Source organism: Methylobacterium sp. 2A, assembly GCF_009806555.1.
Classification (GTDB): Bacteria; Pseudomonadota; Alphaproteobacteria; order Rhizobiales; family Beijerinckiaceae; genus Methylobacterium.
Genome location: NZ_VUOK01000022.1, coordinates 53,557 through 71,132 on the forward strand (window position 1 = coordinate 53,557; position 17,576 = coordinate 71,132).

Genomic DNA, 17,576 nt, shown 5'->3' on the forward strand with positions numbered 1-17,576 from the left:
TCCCGCGGTCAGCGCCCCGCATCCGCCTCCCGGTACAACCCCGCATGCGCCTCCCGCAGCAGGTTCTTCTGGACCTTGCCCATGGTGTTGCGCGGCAGCTCGTCCACGAACAGGACGCGCTTGGGGCATTTGAACCGGGCGAGCCGGCCCTCCAGGGCGGCCTGCACGCCGGCCTCGTCGGGGCAGCCGGGGCCGCCCACCACAACCGCCGTCACCGCCTCGCCGAAATCCGGGTGTGCCAGACCGATCACCGCGGATTCGACCACGCCCGGCAGCGCGTCGATCTCGGTCTCGACCTCCTTCGGGTAGACGTTGAAGCCGCCCGAGATGATCAGGTCCTTGCCGCGCCCGACGATGTGGACGTAGCCCCGCGCATCGACCTTGCCGAGATCGCCCGTGATGAAGAAGCCGTCGGCCCGGAATTCGGCCGCCGTCTTCTCCGGCATGCGCCAGTAGCCCTGGAACACGTTCGGACCCTTCACCTCGATCATCCCGACCGAATCCGGGCCGAGCACGCGCCCGCCCTCCGGATCGACCACCCGCAGGGACACGCCCGGCAGCGGGAACCCGACCGTGCCGGCGACCCGGTCGCCGTCATAGGGGTTCGAGGTGCTCATGTTGGTCTCGGTCATGCCGTAGCGTTCGAGGATGGCGTGGCCGGTGCGGGCCTGCCACTCGCGATGCGTCTCGGCGAGCAACGGCGCCGAGCCCGACACGAACAGCCGCATGCCCCTGGCCGCCTCCGGCGTCAGGCCCGGCTCCTTGAGCAGGCGGGTGTAGAAGGTCGGCACGCCCATCAGCACGGTGGCCCGGGGCATCAGGCTCAGGATCAGCTTCGGGTCGAGCCGGGGCAGGAACAGCATGGAGCCGCCGCTCGCCAGCACCGTGTTGGTCGCCACGAACAGCCCGTGGGTGTGGAATACCGGCAGGGCGTGGATCAGCACGTCGTCGGCGGTGAAGCGCCAGTAGTCGACCAGCGTCCGGGCGTTCGAGGCGAGGTTGTCGTGGGTCAGCATGGCGCCCTTGGAGCGCCCGGTCGTGCCCGAGGTGTAGAGGATCGCGGCGAGATCCTCCGGCCCCCGGGGCATGTCGGCGACATCGCCGTCCTGCCGGTCCGCGGCCTCGGCGGCGCTGCCGCCGCCCGCGGCGTCCAGCGTCCAGATCGTGCGGACACCGGAGGCCGCCTCGGCCAGCGCCGCGCGCCGGCCCGGGTCGCAGACGAACACGCTGGGTTCCGCGTCGCCCAGGAAGTAGCCGATCTCGGCCGGGGTGTAGGCGGTGTTGAGCGGCAGGAACACGCCGCCGGCCCGGACCACGCCGAGGTAGAGAAAAATGACCTCCGGGCTCTTCTCGACCTGCACGGCCACCCGGTCGCCGGGCTCGACGCCTGCGGCCCGCAGGGCCGCCGCGTAGGCGCCGGCGCGGGCGATCAGGTCCGCGTACGCGTAGCGGCGGCCCTCCGGCGTCTCGATCACGGTCTTGGCGGGATCGGGGACGCCGTCCCGGATCAGGGAGAAGAGATGGTTGGTCATCGGGCGTTTGGGCTGTGGCGGGCCTTCGTGTCTCCCGCACCCATAGCCGCCTCAGGGGCCTCCCGGCGAGCCCTTTCAGGCGGCGAACGGCCCGAGGCCGTCGGGCACGCGCATGCGGAAGACGATTCGGGTTTCCAAAGGACGAGTCCTTTGGCGGGTGCAGGGCAGAGCCCTGCAAAACAGGTCTCCAGCCCCGGAAGGGGCCGGAGACCTGTTTGCCGGGATTTCACCCCGACACCCCACCAAAGGGCAAGCCCTTTGGAAACCCGTGATCCTATGCCTCGGCCAGCACCACGGCGCGCGGCGGCGGCAGCTTGGCGCGCAGCTCCCGGCTCACCGCAGGCGACGCCACCACCGTGCCGAGATTGGCGTAGGTCTCGTGGTTCCGCTCGATCGCGGCGAGGTCGTAGAGGTAGTTCACCATCAGGCCGTGGGCCTGGGACAGGCCCTTCTTCGAGGTGTCGCCGAGGAAGTTGATCCGGTCGAGCCGCGCGCCGTTGCCGAGGTGGAACCGGGCCACCGGGTCGAGGGGGCGCCCGCGCGCGTTCTTCGCGCGCAGGAAATAGGCGGCCGCCGCTGGGATCAGCGCCTTGCGCACCGCCTCGGCCTTCGCCTTGTCGGTGTGCCAGTCGGGATCGTCCAGCGCCCGCAGGGTCTCGACATCCTCAGGGAGCAGCCCCTGCGGGCTGTCGGCCCGGCGTTCCCGGGTGAGCCACGCGGCGAAGCCCGGCACCGGCGAGAGCGTCACGAAGGTCTTGAGGGTCGGAACCTCGCGGGTCAGGTCCTCGACCACCTGCTTGATCAGGAAGTTGCCGAAGGTGACCCCGGCAAGCCCCTTCTGGCAGTTCGAGATCGAATAGAAGATCGCGGTGGTCGCCGCCTGCGGCTGCAGCGGCTTGCGCTCCCGCGACAGGATCGGCGCGATGGCCGGAGCGATCTCTCCGGTGAGCGCCACCTCCACGAAGATCAGCGGCTCGTCGGCCAAAGCCGGGTGGAAGAACGCGAAGCAGCGCCGGTCCGGCGGCTCGATCCGGGCGCGCAGATCATCCCAGTCGGCGATGGCGTGCACCGCCTCGTAGCGGATGATCTTTTCCAGGATATGGGCCGGCGTGGTCCAGTCGATGTGGCGCAGCACCAGGAAGCCGCGGTTGAACCACGAGGCGAACAGGTGCTCGAAATCGGAATCCAGGCTGTCGGCCGCGTCCAGCAGGGCGGGGTCCGGCGTCTCGCCAGCGCGCAGGTCCCGGCGCAGATCGAACAGGTCCTCGCGCATCCGCACGAGGCTGAGCGTGCCGCCCCGGGCGAGGTTGAGGCGGCGGATCAGTTCCTGGCTGCGCGGCTCGGCCGCCTCGTGCAGGGTCCCGAGCCGCGCCCGCGACGGGTCGGCCCGGTAGGCGGCGATCGCCTCGTCGACCGCGGCATGGTCCGCGTCGAAGTCGAGCGCGATGGCCCGCAGGAAGGCGTGGCGCTCCGCCTGCCCGAAGCTCGCGTAGCGGTCGAGGATCAGGCGAGCCAAAGCCACGCCGGAGGCCTCGCCGCGCCGGGAGATCAGATCCTCGCACAGCTTGACGAGATCGCCCGCATTGGCCCGGGACGCGATGTCGCCGCGGCCGATGCCGATCAGGTCGCGGCCGCGCTCGCTGATGGTCTGAAGCAGGTCGCCGAAGAAGGAGATCGCCGCCATGACCTTCGCACCAACCCCTGTCGATCCGGACTTGAAGCGCGCCCCGCGATGCCGGCTCGCCGTCCGGACGGATGCGCAACCGGATCCGATGCCGCCGAGCCCCGCCGGGGAAGCCGGATCAGCAGCCCGATCCCGCCCGACATCTTACGGCGGCGCGGCCGCCGCGACCAGAGCTTGGCCGGTTGCGGATTGCGAAGGCGTGCTTGCAAAAGCGGTGCGAAGGGGGTGTGACGAACCGGAATCCGCGGGATCAGACGCGCTCGGCCACGGTGGCGAGGTCGGCCCGCTCCCGCCAGTCGCCGACGCCGTGCTGGCGGGCGAAGCGGAGCTCGGCGGCGCGGCGGGCGCGCTCGGGATCGCGGGCCCGCATGATCTCGACGGAGCCGACCGTGAACGGCACCCCGAGGATCTCCTTGGCGAAGTCGACGCGGTAGTTCGGCATTCCGTACTCCCTGTTCCGGCGGTTCCGGGTGCGTCTGCACGGAACGAAACCGCCCTCTCGCTCGTATCCGATTCTGGAGCCTGTCGGGCCCGAGGCCCGGATGTCCGTGTTGCGCGACACCCGCCCGCGGAAAGGTGCCGCATGCCGTAGCGATCGCATATGGTGCTCCGGCGGTGCCCGTGAAGGGGCGCGCCGTGTGCCGGCAGGGATGCATCGCCGCAGCTTGCCGGCCGGCGCACTCTGCCCGTAACGCTCGCGCCTCGGACTTCTCTTCCGGAGAAACGGACCTGACCATGGCCCTTCCGCGGCGCCGGACCCGCCTGACCTCGACCCAACCGTGACCACATCCCTCGACGCGAAGGCCCGCCTCGGCCTGACGCTGATCGCCGGCGGGGCGGTGGCCAACATCTACTACAACCAGCCGCTGCTCGGCCTGATCGTGGCCGAGTTCGGCGATCGGGCGGCCCTCTGGGTGCCGACCACGGCGCTGGTCGGCTACGGGCTCGGCATCGTCGGGCTCGTGCCGCTGGGCGACGCGCTGCCGCGGCGCACGCTGATCGTGTGGCAATGCCTCGGCCTCGCCGTGGCGCTGCTGGCGGTCGGCCTCGCCCCGAACCTCGCGAGCCTCGCGCTCGCCCACCTCGTCGTCGGCGTGCTCGCCTGCGCGGCCCAGCAGGCGGTGCCGTTCGCGGCCGAACTGGCCCCGGATGCGAGCCGCGGGCGGGTGGTCGGGCAGGTGATGACCGGGCTGCTGACCGGCATCCTGCTCGCCCGGACGGCGAGCGGGTTCCTGGGGGCGCATCTCGGCTGGCGGCCGGTCTTCCTCATCGCTGCGCTGGTGGCGCTCGCCATGGCGGGCATCGCCCGGGCGACCCTGCCGCACACGGTGCAGACGCATCCCCTGCGCTACCGCGCCCTGATGCTGTCGATCCTCCACCTCGCCCGGAATCAGCCGGTGCTGCGCACGGCGAGCCTGTCGCAGGCGCTGCTGTTTGCGGGCTTCAACGCCTTCTGGGCGACGCTGGCGCTGCTCGTGGAGGGGCCGCCCTTCGGGCTCACGGCCGCGGGTGCCGGGCTGTTCGGGGTGATCGGCGTCTGCGGCGCCTTCGTGGCGCCGCTCTCGGGCCGGTTCACCGACCGCAAGGGCGCCAAGCCCGTGGTGTTGGGCGGCAGCCTGATGGTCGCCCTGTCCTTCGTGGTGCTCTGGGCGGGGGGCACGTGGTCGTTGGTCGCGGTGGCGCTCGGCGTGCTGCTCATCGACATCGGCATCAACGGCGCGCTGATCGCCAACCAGACCCGGGCCTACGCCCTGGTTCCGGGGGCGCGGGGGCGGATCAACACCGTGCTGTTCACGACCCTGTTCGTGTTCGGGGCGCTCGGCGCCTATGCCGGCTCGCAGGCCTTCCTGCTGGTCGGCTGGCCGGGGGTCTGCGCGGTCGGGCTGGTGTTCTCGGCGCTGGCGGTGATCGTGGCGGCGCGCGATCCGCACGGACGAGCGTCTTGAACCGTAAGGGATTCCAAAGGGCTGCGCCCTTTGACGGGGTATCGGGGCGGAGCCCCGATGTCGGGCGTTGCCCGAACCCAGCAGGGCTTCGCCCTGCACCCACACAAGGTCGCGGACCTTGTGGATCCATGACCATCGAGCGCCGGAGCGCCCGCGTCTACTTGAGCACCCGCGACAGCCGGCACCAGCCCGTCTTGTCGGGCGGCAATCCGAAACGCAGGCGTTCCGGGCGCTCCGCGAAGCGGCGCACCGCGATCCCGGCCTCTGCGAGGCGCCGGTAGAGCCCAGGCCCATCCGGAAGATCCGCGGTCCGGAACAGGCAGGTGCCGCCGACGATCTGCCCCCCGCCCCGTACGATCAACCGGTCGAGCCGGGCCGCATCCGCCGCCCGCGCCCGGGCGGCCTCCGCGCGCCATCCGGTATCCGACAGGGCCGTTCTCCCGGTCGCCAGGGCCGGGCCGGACACCGCCCAAGGCCCCAGGGCCTCGGCGATCCGGGCCGCGATCCCGGGCTCGACGACCGCGAAGCCGAGGCGCAGGCCGGCGAGCCCGTAGGTCTTGCCGAAGGAGCGCAGCACCACCAGCCCCGGCCCCACATGCGGGCACAGGCTCTCCACCGGTTCGAGATCCGCAAAAGCCTCGTCGGCGACCAGAAGGCCGCCACGGGCTTCGAGCGTTTCGGCCAGGGCGCGGCGCTCGGCCAGTGGAAAGGTCCGCCCGTCCGGGTTGTTGGGATCGACGATCACCGCCACCCGGGCATCGCCGAGCGCCGCGAGATCCGTGATCGTGCGCACCGCGTGCCCGGCCCGCGCCCAGGCGGCCGCGTGCTCGGCATAGGTCGGACCCAGGACCGCCACACGGGTCGGCGCCAGGAGCCGGGGCAGGGTCTCGATCAGGATCTGGGTGCCGGGGGCCGGCACGACATGGGCCGCATCCGGCGCGCCGTAGGCCGAAGCGGCGGCCGCCCGCAGGCCCTCAACCTCGGCGGCCTCGGGGAGCCGCGTCCAGGCGCTGGCCTCCACGGGCGGCACGGGATACGGGACCGGGTTGATCCCCGTCGAGAGGTCGAGCCACGGTTCCGGCGCGTCGGGAAAGGCTTTGCGAAGGCCGCCGAGATCGCCGCCATGGGCGATCGGGGCGGGCTCCCGCGCGGGAAAACGCCACACCGAATGGTCCATCCGCCCGAAACGCTCGCCGTGCTGGCCCTCGCCCTCGGGATCGAGGCGGCGGCCGGCTATCCGGACGCGCTCTACAGGGCGGTCGGCCACCCTGTCACCTGGATCGGCCGGCTGATCGCCGCCCTGGAGCGCGGCCTGAACCGCGGCTCCGCACGGCGGCGCCGGCTCGCGGGCTGCCTCGCTTTGGCGCTGCTGCTCGCCGCCGTCGCGCTGCCGGCCCTCGCCCTGACGGCGCTCGCTGGCCTCGCCGGCCCCCTCCCCGCCCTGATCCTGCTCGGCCTCGCCTGTGCCGGCCTGCCGGCGCAGCGCAGCCTGCACGATCACGTCGCCGCGGTGGAAGCCGCCCTGCGCACCGGCGGCCTGGAGGCCGGGCGCCGGGCCGTGGCGATGATCGTCGGGCGCGATCCCGAGCGCCTCGACGAGCCGGCGGTCTGCCGCGCCGCGATCGAGAGCCTGGCGGAGAATTTTTCGGACGGGATCGTGGCGCCCGCCTTCTGGATCGGCTGCCTCGGCCTGCCGGGCGGCGCGCTCTACAAGGCGATCAACACCGCCGACAGCATGATCGGCCATCGCACGCCCCGCCACGAGGCCTTCGGCTGGGCGGCGGCCCGGCTCGACGATGGGGTCAACCTGCCGGCCTCCCGCCTCGCCGGCCTGCTGATCGCCGGGGCGGCGCTCCTGCGCGGCGCTGACGCCCGGGGCGCGTTCACCGCCATGGCCCGGGACGCCCGCCATCACCGCTCGCCCAATGCCGGCTGGCCGGAATCCGCCATGGCGGGGGCGCTCGGCCTGAAGCTCGCGGGGCCGCGGGTCTATGACGGCACCCTGGTGCCCGATGCCCATATGGGCGACGGCCGGGCCGAGGCCACGGCCGACGACATCGCCCGGGCGCTGGTGCTCTATCGCACGGCCTGCTGGCTCCAGGGCGGGCTCGTGTTGGCGCTGCTCGGCCTCTGGCTGGCGATAGCCGGCTGATCGTCGCGTTCTGGTTTCGAAAGGTCGAGACCTTTCGCGGGTCCAGGGCAGAGCCCTGGTGCCGGACGTTGTCCGAATCTCAGGCGCTCCGCCCCCGAACCCCGCCAAAGGGCTGAGCCCTTTGGAAACCCGGGATCGTCGTCAGGCGTCCTGCGGTTCCCGGTGCGTGGCGCCCGTTTGGTGCGCGGCCCGCAGGGAGGCCGCCATGGCGTTGAGCCGGCCCTGTGGATCCTCCGGCTGGATCACCCCGGCCGACATGACCAGCTTGGCGGCGTCATCGACACTGATCGCGAGTTCCACCACCTCGGCCCGGGGCAGGTAGAAGAAGAACCCCGTCGTCGGATTGGGGGCGCAGGGCAGGAACACCCCGACCAGCTCGTCCGCGGTGGCGCCCCGGGCGCGCAGCGCGCCCTCGACCTCCGGCGCCGCCGGCGCCGACAGGAACACCACCGACCACGTTCCCTTCACGGGGAACTCGACCAGCCCGACCGTGCGGAACGAGGTGCCGTTGGCCGAGAACAGGGTCTCGAAGATCTGCCGCAGGCCCTTGTAGAGGCCGGAGATCACCGGGGTCCGGGCGAGCAGCACCTCGCCGAACTCGATCACCGAGCGGCCCACGAGGTTGGCCGTGAGGAAGCCGAGCAGCGTCACCGCCAGGAACGCGATGACGAGGCCGAGGCCGGGAATCGAGAAGGGCAGGTAATGGTCCGGCAGGTAGCTCGCCGGCACCAGGGGCTTCACGAAGGAATCGATCAGCGCGATGAACCACCACGTGATGTAGGCGGTGATCGCCAGGGGGCCGGCCACGATGACGCCGGTGAGGAAGTAGGTGCGCAGGCGGCCCCGCGCGCTGACCCGGGTCTTCGGCGTTGCGCCGCCGGGCGCGGGGGCGTCGGGCTCGGGAACCTGGATCGGCGATGGACTCGGCGCCACGGCTGCCCTCTCGGCCGCACGAGGCGCGGCGATCCTGCTCTCGGGGGTCGTCCCCCGCTGGCACAGGTAGCGGCTGCGCTTGCCGGTCTCAAGGGCGGCTCTTCGGGGTGGCTCTTCGGGGCGGCCCGTTTCACGCGCGGGCCACCCCGCGGCGGTCAGGCGCCCCGGCCGGGGAGATCGAGATCCGGCATCGCCTCCCGGGGGATCACGGCGCCGCGATGCCCGATCACCGCGCCGGCAAGGCGGTGCGCCCGCACGGCCGCCGCCTCCGGATCCAGCCCGGCGAGGCGGGCGGCGAGATAGCCCGCCGCGAAGCTGTCGCCCGCGGCCGTCGTGTCGACGACCCGGGCCGCCGGCTCGGCCGGCACCACCGTGTCGGACGTCCCGTGCAGCACCCGGGCGACGGGCGCGCGCCCGTTCGAGGCCTTGAGCACGATCTCGGCCCGGCCCCGGTGGCGCAGCACCTCCGCCTCGCCCGCCGCGCCGAAGAGCCAGTCCAGGTCCTCCATCGAGGCGAAGATCAGGTCGGCCTGCGCCAGGGCTTCCCGGAACGCGGCCTGGGCGACTTCCCAGACGGGCCAGCCGCGGGGCCGGTAATTGGTGTCGAAGGCGACGCGCCCGCCCCGGGCGCGCAGGGCCGCCAGGGTCTCGAACAGGGCCGCGCGGCCGCTCTCGCCGTAGAGCGAGAGGCTGATGCCGGAGACGTAGACGAGGTCGTAGGCCGCCAGGGCGGCCCGGGTGGCGGCACCGCCGGGCTCGGCGAACAGGTCCCGGGCCGCCGCCTGATCGCGCCAATAGTGGAAGCTGCGCTCGCCGGCCGCGTCGGTGCGGATGATGTAGAGGCCCGGCATCCGGCCGGGCAGACGCCGGACCTCGCCGAGTCCGATCCCTTCGCGGCCCCAGGCCGCCGCCATCTCGTCGCTCCAGACGTCGTCGCCCAGCGCCGTCACGTAATCGACCGCGACGCCGAGGCGCGCGAGGTAGAGCGCGGTGTTCAGCGTGTCGCCGCCGAAGCCGCGGGCGAGGCTGCCGTCCGATTGCTCGGACAATTCGATCATGCACTCCCCGATGCAGGCGACGCTCATACGGCTCCTCCCCGGTCTGCCTTCCTCATGCCCGCCTTCCGGGACGGTCTGTCAACCACCGGCCGCCGGTTCGACCGGGCTGCGGGTCGTGTCTGGAGATGGCATAAATACGGATTTTTACTGATTTATCCGGGGCAAAAAAGAAGAGCGAATCAAAATGCTATGGTTTTCGTAAGATAATAGTAAAGTTAATTTATGGCTCATGATCGGCGTGGGCGCCGCATCAAAGAATTTTGAATATGTTTCACATAGGGGGATCGGAGGTGCTAATACGGATTGGTATGAGTTATTCGGAGGGTGCGGTGCGGGTCCGGCCCCCGCCGATGCGGGCCTCGGCCGGCGTCGTTGTCGGCGTCCGGCCTCGGAGAAGGGACGCGTGGGCGGGAAATGGCGTCGTGTCCGGAGGGTCGTGTCGGCTCGGGCCGCCCGCCTTTCGCGGTTGCGCGCAAAGCAGAGGCTACGAAATGCACGTCGATGATCTCGGGCCGAGGTCGTAGACTTGTCGCGCACGCGTTTCATCAACGGGGCGATTCGATCCCGTCGTGTTAATCGCTCGAACGATCCAGGCGCTCTGGTATGTTTCATTCTGCTTTAAGCGCCCTGACCTTCTCGGCCGGGGAATTCCTGACCATCACCGAAAGTCGAGGCGTCAGCGGCGCCTGGAGCTGGGTTTTCGCGGGGGGGCAACAGGTCTGGTCGCCGGGATTCTACCGGCTGTTCGGTCTCGTGCCCAATGCCACGAAGGCGAGCTACGAGCTGCTGCTCTCCCTGGTTCATCCGGATGACCGGCTCCGGCTGCCGTCCCTCGCCGATGTCCGGCAGGGACACGTGCCGCGGGAAACGATCGTTCGGGTCATCCGCCCGAACGGCACGCAGCGCACCCTGTCGCTGACGATGGAAGCACGCTTCTCGGCCGAGGGGCGACCCGTGGCGGTCAGCGGCACGGCCCTCGACGTGAGCGAACGCGAGCAGCTGGCCCACGCGCGGCATGACGAGCGGCGGCGGCGGGCCGCGCTCTACCTGACCGAGCACATCGCCAGCTTCTGGGTGGGCGTCGACGGCGTCCGCGAATTACCGTTCGAGATGGCTCAGGTTCACGGTCTGCCGTTCGAGGAAATCTGCCTCGATCCTTTCCTCATGATCGTTCCCGAGGAGCGCGCGGCCTTCCGGGCGATGGCCGAGGAGCATATCGAGCAGCGCACGTTCTACCAGGCGGCCGCGCACGAGCGCCTTGCCAACGGGGACCTCGTGCACTTCCGGATCTTCACGATGCCGATCTGGGATCCCGACGGGACTTATCTCGGCCGATGCGGTCTCAAGTATCCGTTCGGCGCCGGCGTGCTGATGCCGGCGCCCCTGCGCGCGGGCTTCGAGCAGTCCGTGGCCGGCCACCATCTGCGCGCTGCGCGGGCCATGCTGGACTGGTCGATGATGGATCTGGCCCAGGCGAGTGGCCTGTCGCATTCCACGGTCCGCCGCCTGGAGGACGACAGCGAGCATCGCGGCAGCCGCTCCCGTCTCCACGCGGTCGAAGCCCTGCGCCGCGCCGGCGTGCGCTTCGTCATCATGGATGACGGAACCCTGGCGGTCGCCAAGGCCTGAGCGCGTTGGCGTGAGCGCTTTGATGTGAGCGCTTTGATGTGAGCGCTTGGGCCTGAGCGCGTTGGCCTGAACACGGCCATCGCGGGCCCGTGCCGGGGCCCCCGCAGCTGAGCAGATTTCGCGGATACAGCTGCCGGTTCCGCGACGACGATCCGGGTCGACCCGGTCTCTGGGCGCATGAGGCGTCGGTCAGCCGGCGCAAACCGGATTGCGATGCGGCGCCCGCCGCTACGGCCATCCGGTCGGCCGCGAACCCTGTCGCCCTCGCGCCGGTCGTGCGGCCCCGCGCGTCGCCTGGATGCGGCCCACCGGCCGCCGGATCGAGCCGGAGGCCGGTCGCGAAGCGAACGCGCGGGCTTCAAGCTGCCCTCAGAACCGTGCCCGAACGCGTTGCACCCGACACGGTTCTCAGTCTGGGTTCTGGCGCACTCTCCCGCGCCAAACCGGTGTCAACTATGGCGGAGGGCGCTTCAGGCCGCCTTGTGACCGAGCTGGATCGCCTTGGCGATCTCGGACCGCTTGGCGGCGTAGCCCGGAGCGACCATCGGGTAATCGGCCGGCAGGCCGTACTTGGCCCGGTAGCGCTCGGGCGTCAGGCCATGCGCGGTGAGGTGCCGCTTCAGGGTCTTGTAGGGCCGGCCGTCGATGAAGCTGATCAGGCCGTCGTGCTGGATCGACGCCTCGATCTGGGCCGCGCTCGGTCCGGTCCAGCCGGAGCCCGACGTGCCGTTCTGCAGGACCGTGATGGCGGTATGGACCTGATCGATCAGAACCGGCAGCTCCCCGACGCCCACCGCGTTCCGCGACACGTAAGCCGCGACAAGAGAGGCGGTGCACTTGATCAGATCCGTATTGAGATCTGAAGACTTTTCATACAGGTCGATCGTGTTCATGAGAGTCCCCCATTACGCAAAGAAGCAAAACAATCCGGCTCAGAGCGTAAATCCGATCATCGCCTCGGAAATTCCCCATCCGATCTCTGCCGGACTGCTTCAGCTACGCCAACATTGGCACCTGATGATACAAAATCTGGACTCAATGTCTAGGATTTATCTAGAGATAAGCTTTGAACATATTTTGATCTTCTGTGGCAACATGAGGTTGTCTCGATAAAATTTGCAACAAATATCGTGCACGTCTCGCGATTGAATGGCATCGGACAAACGATGACTTCAAATGGGCATGCCATGACCAGCCGTGAGCGCGCGAATCAGCCGCGGAGATAGGAGCGGTCGCCGGTGTCGGGCCGCTTGTGCGTCGGGCGGGTGCCGGGACTGTATTCAAGTGTTCAGCAATCTAGAGCTATTCCAAACTATTCCTGGAACGGCCCTGTGCGCCGGACTGGCGACCGGTCCGGTCCGATGCGCATCGCGGACAGATCGTGAGGGGACGGAGGGGGCGGTTACCGGCGGGCCTGCAAGGATGTCCGGCCGGTTCGGAGTCGGCGGCGCGCAGGCCCTTCAGATCTCGTAAGGACTATCCCGGTGTGAATCGTGCGCGCGGACCGGAATCCGGGTTCCGTTAAGGAAGTCCTCAGCGTCATTGTGGAGGTTGCATTCGCAGAATCTCGCGAAACTTGCGATGACCGCCCCGATCCGCGTCCCGCTATTTCGGTATGGTCGCGTCTGTGCGAGAGATCCTGCGTTGCGCAGCTTCGAGGGCGACTGCTCATGTCCGGACCGCGTTCGACGTCTCTTCCGCGCTCCCGCTCGGCATCCACCGAGTCCGGGGTCACGGATCCGGTCGGCGGCCGGATGGCACCCCTCTGGCTGCTGCTCGTCGGACGCGCGGAGGTGGGCCGGCATTGGCGCCTCCTCCTGTCGGTCGGCCTCCTGTGGGCGCTCGCCGGCATCGTCGTGGTGGTGGATTCCCTCGACGGGGCGATCCACGTCCCGGACCGCTGGTTCGGCGTCCTCCTCCTGATCGACGGCCTGATCTCGCTGGCGGTCGGGGCGAGCGTCACCGGCACCGCCCGCCGGATGCGCCTGTTCCAGGGCGTGCTCCTGACCGTCATGGCCGTCCTGATCCTGATGGCCACGCGGCACAGCAACTTCCTGCTCGCGATGATCTTCGGCATCGCCTTCACGGTGGACGGCCTCGTCCGGGTCACGATCGCGAGCCTTCTGAAGTTCACCGGCTGGCGGATCTCGGTGGCTCTGGGCGCGCTCAGCGTCGCCTTCGGCCTATTCCATCTCCAGCCGTGGCCGACCTGGTATGCCGGCACGGTCGGCTACTGCATCGGGATGTTCCTGATCCTGAGCGGTGCCAACCTGGCCCTGATCGGGCTCCGGGCGCGGCACCTGCGCCGCGCCGCGCCGGAGCCGGACGCGGCCGAGCCCGGCAGCCTGACGGTCTATGTCTGGACCCCCACCGGACAGGCGACCACCCCGGCCAGCCAGCGGCTGATCCGGCGCTACGTCGCCTCGGTGGATCAGGCCGGCCGGTTCTCCACGGGCCACGCCGCCCTGGGCCAGGGGGACGACCTCTATATCAGCCACTATCCCGCGGTGGAGATCGACCGCTCGCCTGCCAATCTGCGCTCGAGCCTGCGCGCCGGCCCCGAGAACGACGTGGCCGGCCGCTTCCTGCCCTCCCATGAGGCGGAGGTCGCCGATTGGTGTCCGCCCACCGTCGCGGTCACGCTGAACGGCATCGACGCCGCGCGGCTGCGGGCGTTCTGGGCGGATTATCGCCGGGACACCACCTACAACTTCATCAGCCGCAATTGCTCGACCACGGCGGCCCGGGCGCTCGACGTCGCGGTCGAGGGCGCGTTCAGCCGCGGCGGCCATCCCTGGCGACACCTTGCGGCGGCGCTCTCCACCCCGGAATTCTGGGCGGCCGCCCTGCTGCGCACCGGCGCCCGGTCGATGACCTGGACCCCGGGCCTCGTGCTCGACTACGCGCGGGCGCTCAGCGCGCTCATCGATCCGGCCTCGCCGGTCCCATCCATCGCTTGGCGGCGCGTCGGCTGGCGGCTCGTCCGCAACTGGCGGGCGCGGTCCCTCGCCCGGCTGCACCAGATCACCGGGCGCCCTGCCCTGCCGGATGCCGGCGCGACCGAGGCCTGAGCGGGGCGCTCAGCGCGCCGGCTCCGCCGCGAGATCGGCCGCGATGGCCTGCATCACCGCGAGGGTGTCGAGCTCGTCCTGCTCGGCCCCGTGGTCGCTGAGCTTGACGATCACCGTGCCGGTCCGGCGGTTGACGTAGACGTACTGGCCGTAGACGCCGATCGCCGAGATGTCGTCGTCGTCGCCCCCCGGTGCGTGCCACCACTGGGCCGAGTACGGCCATCCGTCGACCGCGCGCCGGGCCGGCGTCATGATCCGCTCGATCCAGCGGGCCGGGACGATGCGGGTGTCTCCCGCCCGGCCCTGGTCGGCCACGAGCAGGCCGAGGCGGGCGAAGTCGCGGGCGGTGGCGTTGATGCAGCAGAACGCCTTCTCGACCCCGCCGGGCCGGTCGAGGTTCCAGGTCGCGTCGGCCTGGGCGCCCATCGGCTTCCAGATCCGCTCCGAGAGGATGTCGGCGAGCGGCTTGCCCTCGGTCCGGGCGAGGATCAGGCCGAGCAACTCGGTGTCGATGCTGCGGTAGCGGCCCTGGCTGCCGGGCTTGAACGCGAGATGCGCGTGGTCGCGCACGAAGGCCTCGATGTCCCGCGTCAGGTACATCCCGGCGGTGCCGGTCAGGGGGCGCTGGGGATCGTAATTCTCCGGCACGGCGATCCCGCTCGCCATGTCGAGGAGATTGCGCACCGTGATCTGGCCGAACACCGCGGCGTTCTTCAACTCCGGCAGCAGGGCGGAGACGCGGTCCGTCTCGGCGAGCTGGCCGCGGGCGACCGCGGCGCCGATCAGCAGCGAGACGACGGATTTTGCGACCGACCAGGACGGGAACAGCGTCGCCGGCCCGGTGCCGGGCCGCTGCCACTCGTGGATCAGCACCCCGTCCTTTACCACCAGGAACGCATTGGTGTGGGTCGCGGCCAGCACGTCCATGAGCGGCACGGTCCGCCCCTTCCAGGGGACCCGATCGAGGATCGGACGCGGCCGGGACGGCAGGTCCCGGGCCTGTTCGGGGGCCTTCACGACCCGGCTCGGGAACCACGGCCCCACCGACGACGGCTCGATCACGGCGAGCGCCGCGAGGGTGACGGGGTTGGGGACGTTCAGCAGCGCACAGGCCGCCCAGGCGCAGCCCGCGACCGCGGCGGTTCCGGCCGCCGCGGTCGTGCCCCACCGCCGCCCCGGGCGCAGGCGAGCGGGTGTGTCCGGGATCGCGGAGGACACGGTCATGTCGGGTCTGGTTCGCTCTGGATCGTCGGGGTCGCGGGGCCGGCGCCGCGGCGCGCCGTCACCATGGGCAGGAGGGCTTAAGGAAAGCTCCACGCGACCGATGGCTGAAGGTTCTGCCAGGATGGGCGCAGACGGCACCGGTTCAGGAATGGTCATGGCATCCGCGAGGATGTATCGGCGGCGATCCGCCAAGCCCGGCTGGAGAACCGAAGCTGGTTTGCCGCCGCGATTCGCTTCTTCGTCCGCCTGGAACGCCCGATTCGAAGCCGATCTTTACACCCGTCCCGCGTGGCATTCACGATGCCGTCGCGCGTGAGAGAGTTCACCCCGTCATGAATCCGTTCCTGATCCTCGGGCTCGCCATCGGCGCGGAGGTCACCGCCACCCTGGCGCTGAAGGCCGCCGAGGGCCTGACCCGGCCGGTCCCGACGCTGATCGTCGCCCTGGGTTACGGCACCGCCCTGTGGCTGATGTCGACCAGCATGGACATGCTGCCGATCGGGGTCGTCTACGCGATCTGGTCCGGGATCGGCATGATCGGCGCCGCGATCGGCGGCGCGTGGCTCTACGGCGAGTCGGTGAGCCCGACGATGCTGGTGGGCATCGCGGTGATCACCGTCGGCGTGACCATCCTGGCGGCCGGCCAGGGGCAGCATTGAAGGTCGGGCCGGCGCGTCAGAAACGCCCCGCGATCCTCAGGCGCCAGCCGTGGGTTCGCCCGGATGGAACCCCGGTCACCGGCCTCTCGTGGCGTTCAACCGCGCCGACAGGTTCGCGGATCATGGGGCGGTGGGATCGGCCCGGTCCTGGAGCCATGCCTGATCGCGTAGCACGCGGGCATGAATCTAAGCCATTGTTTTAACCTGCTCTCTGCGCCGGGCCGGCATCCGCTTCAGCGGCGAGCGCGCCGATCGTGATCGAGTCTGAAATCGCGCAGGGAGCGCCGCGGCCGGGGCCGCCTGCCACATCCTCGCCGCGAACGTCCGGTCACGCTTGCCGGACGCCCGATCGCGGCGGGGCGCTGGCTGGAAGCGGCCCCCCTTGGCGCGGCACGACGTGGTTGAAACAGCACGGAGCACGCCTGCATGCAGGGTAGCGAGCGGACGAAAATCGGTCCTGTTCTGATGGCGGCGGCCGCAGCGTGCGGCTTGGGCGCGTGCAACACGTCCAACCCGGTGCTCACGACGGGATCGATCGCCGGTCGCGCGCCGCCGATGGTCGTCAGCGATGCCGAGCGGGACTGCCTCGGCCGCGCCATGTACTTCGAATCGAACCGGAGCGACGAGGGCGGTCTGATCGCCGTCGGCACGGTCGTCATGAACCGGCTGGAGAATGCGATCTTCCCCGGCGGCATCTGCGCCGTGGTCGGCCAGCCCGGGCAGTTCGCCGCCGGGGTCCTGACCAAGCCGATGCAGGAAAAGGATTTGCAGAAGGTCGCCGACGCCGCCGACGCCGTCCTGGCAGGGGAGCGCCACCCGCAGGTCGGCAAGGCGATGTATTTCCACACGGCGGGGCGGCACTACCCCTACCCCAACATGCATTACGTGGCCGTCGCCGGCGGCAACGCCTTCTATGAGAAGCGCGACGCCCGTGCGGCCAAGTCCGGGAGCAGGGCTGAGAACAAGCCCGACACGGCGGCGCCTGCCTCCATCCCGACCTTTGCAGCTGCCTCGATGGCGGCCGCGCAGTAGGGCGCGGGGGATCCCGGTCGGGGCGGCGCCAAACTCTCCCCGCGCGGCTGCGCAGCGGCCGATGCCGTTCGGTCTCCTCCGGTTCTACGGGAGGGATCGAAGCAGGATGTAACGCTGAGGTTGTGTCCTCGTGTCCGATCGGAGTCTGGCATCGCCATGCCGGACGATGCCGGTTTTGACCGCATGGTGGGAGCCGCCATCCGCACCCACGCGCTGGTGAAATCCCATGGTACGCCGGCGAGGCAGCTCCTGTCGCGGCTGCTGCTGATGGAGATCGGGTTCGAGATCGCCGCGCGGCGCGATGCGGATCGCGCGGCCAACGACAATCCGGACGCGGCTGAGGATTAGGGTCTGGATTCGATCAGCACCAAAAAGCGATGACGGCGGCGAGGGCGAGGGCGAGGGCGAGGGCGAGGGCGAGGGCGAGGGCGACGGCTGAGGCATAGTTGCGGGCGAGCTTGTCGTAGCGGGTCGCGACGCGGCGGAAGTCTTTGAGGCGGTTGAAGGTGGCCCTCATCCTGAGCCTGTCGAAGGACGATCCGCCAGCGCTCGCGATAGCGCCGCTTGTCGTGGCGGATGCGTCGCTTGCGACCGCGCTTACCCGGGATGACCGGCGTGATGCCCTGCGCCCGCAGGTCGGTGCGCAGCCAGTCGGC

15 protein-coding genes and 1 pseudogene are annotated in these 17,576 nt (G+C 70.4%); 7 read left to right on the plus strand and 9 right to left on the minus strand.

Features of this window, described 5'->3' with window-relative positions; genetic code table 11:
* Positions 1-8 precede the first annotated feature (8 nt).
* The 3 genes from FVE89_RS13485 to FVE89_RS13495 form a co-directional block, all read right to left on the minus strand.
* Entirely contained in the window at positions 9-1,532 is a 1,524-nt protein-coding gene (locus FVE89_RS13485; protein WP_160534461.1) for a malonyl-CoA synthase, read from the minus strand.
* A 274-nt stretch (positions 1,533-1,806) separates the two neighbouring features.
* Complete coding sequence (locus FVE89_RS13490; protein ID WP_160534462.1) at positions 1,807-3,216, minus strand: malonyl-CoA decarboxylase; 1,410 nt, start codon at positions 3,214-3,216, stop codon at positions 1,807-1,809.
* A gap of 250 nt (positions 3,217-3,466) precedes the next feature.
* A complete protein-coding gene (locus tag FVE89_RS13495) occupies positions 3,467-3,658 on the minus strand; it encodes a hypothetical protein (protein ID WP_160534463.1) in 192 nt (63 codons plus the stop codon).
* A gap of 337 nt (positions 3,659-3,995) precedes the next feature.
* Between FVE89_RS13495 and FVE89_RS13500 the strand changes: the two genes are divergently transcribed.
* Entirely contained in the window at positions 3,996-5,162 is a 1,167-nt protein-coding gene (locus tag FVE89_RS13500) for an MFS transporter (protein ID WP_160534464.1), read from the plus strand.
* A 157-nt stretch (positions 5,163-5,319) separates the two neighbouring features.
* Here the strand turns inward: FVE89_RS13500 and cobD are convergent, their stop codons facing one another.
* Positions 5,320-6,339 carry a threonine-phosphate decarboxylase CobD gene (gene cobD, locus FVE89_RS13505; protein ID WP_160534465.1) on the minus strand — a complete coding sequence of 340 codons (1,020 nt, stop codon included), beginning with the start codon at positions 6,337-6,339 and terminating at the stop codon, positions 5,320-5,322.
* On the opposite strand from cobD, the gene cbiB reads away from it, so the two are divergent.
* A complete protein-coding gene (gene cbiB / locus FVE89_RS13510) occupies positions 6,331-7,314 on the plus strand; it encodes an adenosylcobinamide-phosphate synthase CbiB (protein ID WP_160534466.1) in 984 nt (327 codons plus the stop codon). The two genes, cobD and cbiB, sit on opposite strands and share 9 nt — an antisense overlap.
* Before the next feature lie 141 nt (positions 7,315-7,455).
* Here cbiB and FVE89_RS13515 read toward each other — a convergent pair whose 3' ends face one another.
* Positions 7,456-8,247, minus strand: a complete 792-nt coding sequence (locus FVE89_RS13515; protein WP_342390035.1) for a DUF502 domain-containing protein — start codon at positions 8,245-8,247, stop codon at positions 7,456-7,458.
* Positions 8,248-8,402: 155 nt separating this feature from the next.
* Positions 8,403-9,332, minus strand: coding sequence for a sugar kinase (locus tag FVE89_RS13520; RefSeq protein ID WP_160534467.1), 930 nt, complete (start codon positions 9,330-9,332; stop codon positions 8,403-8,405).
* 576 nt (positions 9,333-9,908) lie between these two features.
* Here FVE89_RS13520 and FVE89_RS13525 point away from each other — a divergent pair.
* Complete coding sequence (locus tag FVE89_RS13525) at positions 9,909-10,934, plus strand: PAS domain-containing protein (protein WP_160534468.1); 1,026 nt, start codon at positions 9,909-9,911, stop codon at positions 10,932-10,934.
* A gap of 470 nt (positions 10,935-11,404) precedes the next feature.
* Here the strand turns inward: FVE89_RS13525 and FVE89_RS13530 are convergent, their stop codons facing one another.
* Entirely contained in the window at positions 11,405-11,827 is a 423-nt protein-coding gene (locus FVE89_RS13530) for a MucR family transcriptional regulator (RefSeq protein WP_160534469.1), read from the minus strand.
* Between the two features lie 861 nt (positions 11,828-12,688).
* On the opposite strand from FVE89_RS13530, the gene FVE89_RS13535 reads away from it, so the two are divergent.
* Positions 12,689-14,005: a DUF4105 domain-containing protein gene (locus FVE89_RS13535; protein ID WP_246730721.1), complete on the plus strand. Its 1,317-nt coding sequence runs from the start codon at positions 12,689-12,691 to the stop codon at positions 14,003-14,005.
* Between the two features lie 9 nt (positions 14,006-14,014).
* Here the strand turns inward: FVE89_RS13535 and FVE89_RS13540 are convergent, their stop codons facing one another.
* Positions 14,015-15,229, minus strand: a complete 1,215-nt coding sequence (locus FVE89_RS13540) for a serine hydrolase (RefSeq protein WP_160534471.1) — start codon at positions 15,227-15,229, stop codon at positions 14,015-14,017.
* A 332-nt stretch (positions 15,230-15,561) separates the two neighbouring features.
* On the opposite strand from FVE89_RS13540, the gene FVE89_RS13545 reads away from it, so the two are divergent.
* The 3 genes from FVE89_RS13545 to FVE89_RS13555 all read left to right on the plus strand — a co-directional run bounded on the left by FVE89_RS13545 (position 15,562) and on the right by FVE89_RS13555 (position 17,268).
* On the plus strand, positions 15,562-15,888 hold the full coding sequence (locus FVE89_RS13545) for a multidrug efflux SMR transporter (protein ID WP_160534472.1): 327 nt from the start codon (positions 15,562-15,564) through the stop codon (positions 15,886-15,888).
* Between the two features lie 465 nt (positions 15,889-16,353).
* Positions 16,354-16,920, plus strand: a complete 567-nt coding sequence (locus FVE89_RS13550; protein WP_246730727.1) for a cell wall hydrolase — start codon at positions 16,354-16,356, stop codon at positions 16,918-16,920.
* Positions 16,921-17,076: 156 nt separating this feature from the next.
* On the plus strand, positions 17,077-17,268 hold the full coding sequence (locus FVE89_RS13555; RefSeq protein WP_160534474.1) for a hypothetical protein: 192 nt from the start codon (positions 17,077-17,079) through the stop codon (positions 17,266-17,268).
* Between the two features lie 13 nt (positions 17,269-17,281).
* Here FVE89_RS13555 and FVE89_RS13560 read toward each other — a convergent pair.
* A pseudogene (locus FVE89_RS13560) lies at positions 17,282-17,576 on the minus strand (hypothetical protein); the annotation flags it as partial.

What these genes read in the sequence shown, in the direction of transcription:
- FVE89_RS13540 (WP_160534471.1), bottom strand. Translation starts at nt 15,229, where the DNA reads ATGACCGTGTCCTCCGCGATCCCGGACACACCCGCTCGCCTGCGCCCG.
- FVE89_RS13545 (WP_160534472.1), top strand. Translation starts at nt 15,562, where the DNA reads ATGAATCCGTTCCTGATCCTCGGGCTCGCCATCGGCGCGGAGGTCACC.
- FVE89_RS13525 (WP_160534468.1), top strand. Translation starts at nt 9,909, where the DNA reads ATGTTTCATTCTGCTTTAAGCGCCCTGACCTTCTCGGCCGGGGAATTC.
- FVE89_RS13535 (WP_246730721.1), top strand. Translation starts at nt 12,689, where the DNA reads ATGGCACCCCTCTGGCTGCTGCTCGTCGGACGCGCGGAGGTGGGCCGG.
- cobD (WP_160534465.1), bottom strand. Translation starts at nt 6,339, where the DNA reads ATGGACCATTCGGTGTGGCGTTTTCCCGCGCGGGAGCCCGCCCCGATC.
- FVE89_RS13530 (WP_160534469.1), bottom strand. Translation starts at nt 11,827, where the DNA reads ATGAACACGATCGACCTGTATGAAAAGTCTTCAGATCTCAATACGGAT.
- FVE89_RS13520 (WP_160534467.1), bottom strand. Translation starts at nt 9,332, where the DNA reads ATGAGCGTCGCCTGCATCGGGGAGTGCATGATCGAATTGTCCGAGCAA.
- FVE89_RS13555 (WP_160534474.1), top strand. Translation starts at nt 17,077, where the DNA reads ATGCCGGACGATGCCGGTTTTGACCGCATGGTGGGAGCCGCCATCCGC.
- FVE89_RS13490 (WP_160534462.1), bottom strand. Translation starts at nt 3,216, where the DNA reads ATGGCGGCGATCTCCTTCTTCGGCGACCTGCTTCAGACCATCAGCGAG.
- FVE89_RS13485 (WP_160534461.1), bottom strand. Translation starts at nt 1,532, where the DNA reads ATGACCAACCATCTCTTCTCCCTGATCCGGGACGGCGTCCCCGATCCC.
- cbiB (WP_160534466.1), top strand. Translation starts at nt 6,331, where the DNA reads ATGGTCCATCCGCCCGAAACGCTCGCCGTGCTGGCCCTCGCCCTCGGG.
- FVE89_RS13495 (WP_160534463.1), bottom strand. Translation starts at nt 3,658, where the DNA reads ATGCCGAACTACCGCGTCGACTTCGCCAAGGAGATCCTCGGGGTGCCG.
- FVE89_RS13550 (WP_246730727.1), top strand. Translation starts at nt 16,354, where the DNA reads ATGGCGGCGGCCGCAGCGTGCGGCTTGGGCGCGTGCAACACGTCCAAC.